This window comes from Arthrobacter sp. H35-D1 (assembly GCF_030063185.1).
Classification (GTDB): Bacteria; Actinomycetota; Actinomycetes; order Actinomycetales; family Micrococcaceae; genus Specibacter.
The window spans coordinates 1-5292 of sequence record NZ_JASISP010000049.1 but is presented as its reverse complement, the minus strand read 5'-3'; the positions used below and the strand labels follow the sequence as shown (position 1 = coordinate 5292).

The 5292-nt window shown below is 56.7% G+C and carries 6 protein-coding genes; 5 read left to right on the top strand and 1 reads right to left on the bottom strand.

Going from position 1 to position 5292, the window contains the following annotated elements; all coding sequences use genetic code 11:
* The first annotated feature begins 216 nt into the window (after positions 1-216).
* From QMG25_RS20065 to QMG25_RS20050, 4 genes are all read left to right on the top strand, one after another.
* Positions 217-885 carry a DUF5134 domain-containing protein gene (locus QMG25_RS20065; protein ID WP_283462861.1) on the top strand — a complete coding sequence of 223 codons (669 nt, stop codon included), beginning with the start codon at positions 217-219 and terminating at the stop codon, positions 883-885.
* A 145-nt stretch (positions 886-1030) separates the two neighbouring features.
* Positions 1031-1762: an HAD family hydrolase gene (locus QMG25_RS20060; RefSeq protein WP_283462859.1), complete on the top strand. Its 732-nt coding sequence runs from the start codon at positions 1031-1033 to the stop codon at positions 1760-1762.
* Between the two features lie 1027 nt (positions 1763-2789).
* Complete coding sequence (locus tag QMG25_RS20055) at positions 2790-3104, top strand: DMT family transporter (protein ID WP_283462857.1); 315 nt, start codon at positions 2790-2792, stop codon at positions 3102-3104.
* Between the two features lies 1 nt (position 3105).
* Positions 3106-3456 carry a DMT family transporter gene (locus QMG25_RS20050; RefSeq protein WP_283462855.1) on the top strand — a complete coding sequence of 117 codons (351 nt, stop codon included), beginning with the start codon at positions 3106-3108 and terminating at the stop codon, positions 3454-3456.
* Positions 3457-3617: 161 nt separating this feature from the next.
* On the opposite strand, the gene QMG25_RS20045 is transcribed toward QMG25_RS20050, so the two are convergent.
* Positions 3618-3875 (bottom strand): hypothetical protein, encoded by a 258-nt coding sequence (locus tag QMG25_RS20045; RefSeq protein WP_283462854.1) that lies wholly within the window; start codon positions 3873-3875, stop codon positions 3618-3620.
* Between the two features lie 364 nt (positions 3876-4239).
* Between QMG25_RS20045 and QMG25_RS20040 the strand changes: the two genes are divergently transcribed.
* Positions 4240-4827: a TetR/AcrR family transcriptional regulator gene (locus QMG25_RS20040; RefSeq protein ID WP_283462852.1), complete on the top strand. Its 588-nt coding sequence runs from the start codon at positions 4240-4242 to the stop codon at positions 4825-4827.
* Positions 4828-5292 lie beyond the last annotated feature (465 nt).

Here is a 5292-nt window from a genome sequence, read left to right as displayed (position 1 = left end):
AACCCCACGGCTTCTTCGACCAGAACCCCACCCTGAACCTACCCACCTCAGAAACCAAGGCAACCACCACCGCAGCACAATGCTGCACCGGAAACTAACAACAAAGCACTAAAAACACAGCACTAAAAACACAGCACTAAACAAGCGGTCCCCGATGCTCTCCACAACAGCATCGGGGACCGCACCATTACCTAACCCCAACCCAGTCATGAGAGTGTGATCCGCGTGTTCAGTAACCCCGCAATTACCTGGACCATCACGGCCATCCTGTTGCTTAGCGCAAGTTACCATATCCTGCAAGGGATCAGGTCCAAGCAGCGCAAGGACCTTATCAACAACAGCCTCCACGCACTCATGCACTTCCTCATGGCGGCCATGTTGTGGCACCTCGCTCCGTCGACCATGCTGGCTCAGATCATGGTCCTCACCGGCGCAGCAATGTGGTTCATCATTCAGGCAGTTGCACGGCCGGAAGTCAAAACACTCTGCACCGATGGCCCAGGCCGACTCAAATGCGCGTACCACGGCCTCACGATGGTCGGAGCTGCTGCCATGGTCGCAATGATGGGTGGGGTGACGACCGCCGGCTATGCAAGCGCTCCGACAAACGGAACCTCAATAGCGCACGATCACCACGCGATGGCAGCCCCGGTCAAAACCACCGCTGCAGCAACACTTGATCACTCACCAAACCTAGCAATCCTGCTAACAGTATTCTTCGCAGCTGCAGCAATGGTGTTCATCATCCTTCTCCTGCGCTTCCGGGTAATGAAAAATACCCACCATAATTCGGTCACTGCGAAACGCAGCTCCCGACCGGAACACGGGCTCGAAGCCCTCGGTGCCGCCGTCATGGCCCTGATGTTTGCCACTATGACCGCATAAACCCCGACGCGTTCTTTGGTGAAGGTGGGACCAGCGGCTTGCTCATTGTGCAGTCGCTCTCTCTAAGAATGCCTCGTGCAATGAAATAGATCCACTCAAACCTGGAAAACCGGGTGAAAACCTCAGGAAGAAAGACGCCGCATCCATGAACCCATTGAATGACCTCACCCTCCTTGTTCCCGAAGCCATTGCTGCTGAGGTGAGTCGGCCTGTACGAGAGGTAATTGGGCAGACGTTTGACGCTGTCCTGTTCGATATGGATGGCACCCTCATTGACTCGACTCCGGCGGTGCTTCGGTCCTGGCTCGCATGGGGTGCCGAACGTGGGCTCGATCCCTCGTTCCTCGACGGCCGACACGGCCATCCGGCCCGGGATATTGTGGCTTCCCTAGTCCCTCCCGAAGAGTTCGAGACGTCCTTTGAACGCATTCAACAACTTGAGCTCTCCGAAGTCAGCGACATCACCGTCCTTCCGGGAGCCGTCGAAGCACTCTCAGCGATAGGGCAATATCGCAAAGCGATTGTCACCTCTTGCACGCGCCCCCTCGCCGCAGCACGAATCTTGGCTTCCGGGCTGGTGCCACCGCGCGTGGTAGTCACCGTCGACGACGTCAAGCGCGGCAAACCCGACCCCGAACCCTTCGTGCTCGGCGCCCAATGGCTAGGCTTCGATCCAGGCCGGTGTCTTGTCATCGAGGACGCGCAGTCTGGCCTGCGTTCCGCCCATGATGCAGGGTGCACGACCCTAGCGGTGGCGGGCACACACACAGCAGCAGAATTGAGCGCCGATCTAGTCATCTCCAACCTATTCGAACTCGAATTCTCTGCAACGGACAGCGGCATCCACGTCGCATGGCGGGATGGAGCCGTGCGCTAGCGTCGGATAATCCACTTTTCAGATTATGGCCGCCCCGAAATATGCGGGGAAGATGACTAGAACTGAACCCGCTCACCGACATGGCTGCCGTTCCCGCGTAGTTTCGTCGCGCAGGCGTGACTGTCTGTAGTGCATGGCAGCGGGAGAAAATAGGGCACAAGACGGACTCGGACAGTACCGCTGACGTTGAGCTTGCTTTACCGTCACCTCCACCAACCCTTTTCCGGTACAGGGACTGTGAGGCAGTGGTTCGCGCCAGTTCGGTATGACGTCAATTACGTTGCTAAAGACCTCAGGCCTGCTGCTGAATCAACGGTGGACATCACGTTCCTTGGCGGATCCATCACCACCATGAGAAACCCGCACGACCTTCGTGGCCCCGGGACGTTCCTTCTATCAAAATCCGCTTCACCTACAGGGACGGATCAATGCTGACCGGCCGTCCGATCCGGCAGTATTGGCCGGGATTCTTCTACAGTGACTCCACGTACGACGCAGAGTTTCTCGAAACCGACTACCAGAAACAAAGAACCGCATAAGGGGGTATCGGCACTATAAGGACTGGACAGTACGGCAAACGAAGGCGTCAGCGCGGATCTCCACAATTCTGCGATGGTCCTAGACGGCCATCATTGTACTGAGCACCGTCACTCTTGTGTTGGCATTCTTTCGTCAACTGATGCCCGGTTCTATTGCGGTGTCTCGTTGCTCTCGCTCACAATACTCAGCATTCCGGCAATTACCGGCTTCCGTAGCGGCACCATATTAGACACGAGCTTGAACGATATCGAGGAGCCAACACCTGAATAGGTTGTCGGAACGGGCTACTCAAGGCGTTGCAAGACCACCCGGTCAGACTTCTTTCTGAAATTTTTGCCGTACTCATCGTCGCCATAGTCGCGGGACCGTTTCTGGCCTGGTTTTTGAAACAGTGGCCCACAACCGGCCTCCGCACCGTGGACGCTGTGGCCTTCTCTTCACCCTGCTGGTCATTTTCTGTTCCCCAATCTGGAAGCGAAGAATTTTCATGGCGTGGATCATTCTCATAGGTTCGGGCATGCTGGAGGCCGTCTGGGCCTCAGCCCTGTCCGCCTCCCAAGGCTTTAAGCGGCCCAAGCCCACGGTCCTGTTCCTCATCTCCTTGGTCCTGAGCATGGCTGGTCTAGCTTGGGCCATGAGCTCCCTTCCCACCGGAACGTCCTACGCGGTCTGGGTCGGCATCGGCGCAACCCTGACGGTGTTGCGGGGCTTCATAACCAAGCAGGAACGGCCGACCATTGCCCGTATTGTGCTCCTGCTCCTGCTCGTCGGTTCGGTCGTTGGCCTGAAGGTGGTGAGCTGACATGCCGTGGGCCGTCCTGCTCATCAGCGCCGTATTTGAAGCCGTCTGGGCCACGGCCCTCGGCCTGTCCAACAGCTTCACCGAACCCGCACACACGATCGTGTTTTTTCTCGCGCTGGCAATCAGCATGACCGGGCTCACCTGGGCCGTCAAGTATATTCCGATCGGCACCGCCTACGCCGTATGGGTCGGCATCGGCGCGGCGCTGACAGTCAGTTACGCGATGGCCACCGGTGCCGAGGGCATCGCGGTGAGCAAAATCATCTTCATTAGCGGGATCATCGCCGCCGTCATCGGGCTTAAACTCATCCCACACGAGCCCCGACCCGAGACCGATCCGAACATTGAGTAGCCCAGCGGTGACAGTGTATGCGGACGCGGCCTTCACCGGCCGGCCGCTCGACCGCACTCTATCCCGGTCGACGTCTGGACCAGTGCGAATCAGAGCTCGGCGACCAGCAGAAAACGCGTCGGGGCTCCAGGACTCCGGTCTGTGAAGTAATTGGTGTGGGGTTAGCTGTTGTTATTGATTTTGTAGCGCCGGATTGATTCAGTTTCTGGGTAGCGTGTTTGGGTGCTGTTGAGGTGGTTGCAGAGTTCGGCGATGGCCTGTGTTTCAGCTGTGGTTGGCTGTGCAGGGTGATGGTTAGGTAGCCGGCTCGGTGGATCGATGTCTGCGGGTTTGTTGAAGACTTGGCGCATGTGAGCGTGTGCTTCCTGGTCGGTGCGTGCGTACCCGGTGTTGGTGCGGATCTCTGTGGCGATGGTCATCGCGGCGTTGTCATAGGTATGAAACCTGAGAAACCCGGGGGTCAAAAGTCACATGGGTCACGCCATAGTAGATCGTCATCAATCCTGCCAGCGGGTACCAGACCTGCCAAGAACCATTGGAGAAGTCATGTCCGGCCGAGCAACACGGTTGGTGCTGGCCGCCAAGTCCGGTGGACTGATCTTGGGAAAGGACAACCACTAAAGGTGTCAGTCAAGCGCTGAGTCACATCGGGCTGATGGCCTAATACCATCATCACAGACCGGAGTTTTGGGACCTGTGGAATCTTTTCCGTGACCCAAGCAATAGGCTTACCTTAAGTAAGTGTCCCTAGCGGATCGAAACTGGGAGACTGGAGAGCGAGCTATGCGAGTATCAGCAGACGAACGAAAAAAGCAGTTAATTGCAGCGACAGTGGAACTGATGCGTCGTGAGGGTGTTCAGTCCGTGACCATGCGGGCTATAGCCAAAGAGGCTAATGCCCCCTTGGCAACGGCACATTATTGCTTTAGCAATAAAGATGAGCTCATGGACGCCGCCGCCGAAGCTTGGCTAAGGAACTCGAACCGTTTTTCCAACGACATCTCGGAACACCTGGGACTGCGTAAGACTGTGGAACAAGTGGCCGAAGGGTACTGGCACGCACTGGAGGAAGACCCTGCAAGCTTACTTGCAGAGATCGAACTCATTATGTGGGCAACGCGCAATGCCACCGCCAGCCCGCTGGCCGCGAAAATTTATCCTGCCTACGAAGTGGAGGTGGGAAATATATTCACTTCAGCGGACAAAAGCAGTGTCGATCAGTGCCTCATAGGCATCCCTACGTTGGTACGGTCTTTTCTTATGATCTTCGACGGAGCAGCCCTTCAATACATCACCGCCCCCGAGGAGAGCTCTCACCGCGACAGTTTCTTCATGATGATTGATGCACTTCTGATCAAGGCCGGCTTCTAAACTTACTCCGCCACTAGGGGCGCCGTAAGGTCAGCAAGGGGAAATCCAGTTGAGCAGTGGGACAATTGGCGCTCCGTGGCCCACCCGATTTTCCCCAACTGCCAGCCGTCTCACATCGACTTCATCAGCTCGTACCGTGGCCAAGGTTTTCGCTCGTCCCTTTGCTTTGCAGCGGCCAAACCGTAGTGGACGGCAGCCAGCGTGATGGACAAGTTTTGTCGTGGCAATGGGTGTGGTTGTCCTCCACCACAAAGGAGTCTGTGGGGGCCCTTGCATCGGGCAGTGGGCCACAACGTTCAAGAAAGACGGGGACTAGATGATCACCGAAATGAGGGCGGTTAGGGTTTGCCAGTAAATTAGCCGGTGTTTCGTGTTGTTGGGCCGTATCGTTGTGTTATGGCGATTGGCGTAGAGGTTGAGGGTAGTTTGCGGGCGAAGTTTGATTCGTTGTTGCCGCATTTGGAT